Source organism: Streptomyces sp. NPDC019890 (assembly GCF_044903445.1).
GTDB lineage: Bacteria > Actinomycetota > Actinomycetes > Streptomycetales > Streptomycetaceae > Streptomyces.
In genome coordinates this window covers 1-1,444 of the sequence record NZ_JBJDQK010000093.1, presented here as the reverse complement: position 1 = coordinate 1,444, position 1,444 = coordinate 1, and the positions used below count along the sequence as shown (strand labels likewise).

The 1,444-nt window shown below is 72.7% G+C and carries 1 protein-coding gene; it reads left to right on the top strand.

Translation table 11 applies throughout. From position 1 onward, the window contains the following. Nucleotides 1-835: N-acetylglucosamine kinase (locus ACI2LP_RS34435; RefSeq protein ID WP_404728473.1), on the top strand; the 835-nt coding region annotated here is incomplete at its 5' end. Between the last annotated feature and the right edge of the window lie 609 nt (nucleotides 836-1,444).

The window sequence follows — 1,444 nt, the reverse complement described above, 5'->3', positions numbered from 1 at the left end:
ATCCGTGCTCGGGGTGGCCGGGAGCGGCGCTCTCCTGCGCGATCCGCACGCGTTGGAAACGGCGTGGCGTGCCCTGGGGCTGGCCTGTCCCGCGCGCATCGTTGGCGACACCGACGTGGCCTTCGCCGCCGGAACGCAGGCCGAGCGCGGTGCCGTGCTCATCGCGGGCACCGGTGCTATCGCGGCCTGGATCGAGCCGGGCGTCGACTACCCGCCGCACGTGGACGGCGCGGGCTGGCTGCTCGGCGACGAAGGGTCCGGGTTCTGGTTCGGCCGCCAGGCCGCGCGGGCAGCCGTCGCCGCTCTCGACGGGCGTGGCGCGGCGACGTCGCTGACCCGCGCGGTGCTCGACACAACCGCGAACTGGCCTTCTCGGTCCGCGCCGACGAGTGCACCGAGCCCGGGGGACAGTGCAGGGTCACTCCCGGCCGGCGGGAACGAGCTGGTCGAATGGCTCGTCGGGCAGGTCTACAAGGCCCCACCGATCGCACTGGCCCGGCTGGCGCCGCTGGTGTCGGACGAGGCCCGAAGCGGCGACGAGGTCGCCGTCGCGATCGTCGATCAGGGCTGCGAGCTGCTCGCCTGCACGCTGGGCACCCTGCTCGAGCGGCAGGCACCGCCCGGCTGGACCGGTGCTGTGGTGTTGGCCGGGTCGGTGGCCTCGACGCCGGGCCCGATCCGCGACCGGCTCACCACGCTCGTGCACGGGCGACACGGCATCGCTCCGTCCCTGGCGCGCGACCACGCAGGCGCCGCCGCCTGGCTGGCCTGCCGAAGCCTCGTCGGCGCCCGTGCCGCTCCACTCCATCGAAGGTTCACCACGGCAACTCTCTGAAGTCCCGTCAACGAGCGATCGGAGATTCACGATGCACCGCCCGCCACTGCCCAGAGGACGTGCCGCCGCACCGACAGCACTGACAGTGCTGACAGCCCCGATGTTCGCCCCCGGCCCGGTCGACGCACGGGCAGCCCTCGCCCTCGCGGGGCCCGCACTAGCTGCATCCACGGCGACCGGCGACCCGACGAAGAAGCGATCCCGTCCCTGCCAACATGGAACGCCCTCTCGGGTACACATCGGCGCTGGCGCGCATGATCGCGCCTGACCCCGCACTGCTCCATCCTCAGCGAGCACAGCATGCTCTTCGCCGCCGCACACGCCATCCGCCGACACGTCGGCGCATGGCCGCGAAGCCCGCAGGCGCCGGGCGATCACAGAACAGGGACTTACCACCCTCCAGGTCCGCTGGGCGATCCGCGATCGCACCACAGGCCCGGGCAACCCATCTTCCACGCCTCGGAAGGTTGCGATGCGAAGAATCCTCACCTCAATTGTCCTGGCGGTGGCGGCGCTCGCCTCCCTCCTCGGCATCCTGACCAGCGCCCCGGCGGCCCAAGCCGCTACGGGGACGCCCCAGACCGTCCCGGCGCTGCGGGCCTGGACGGC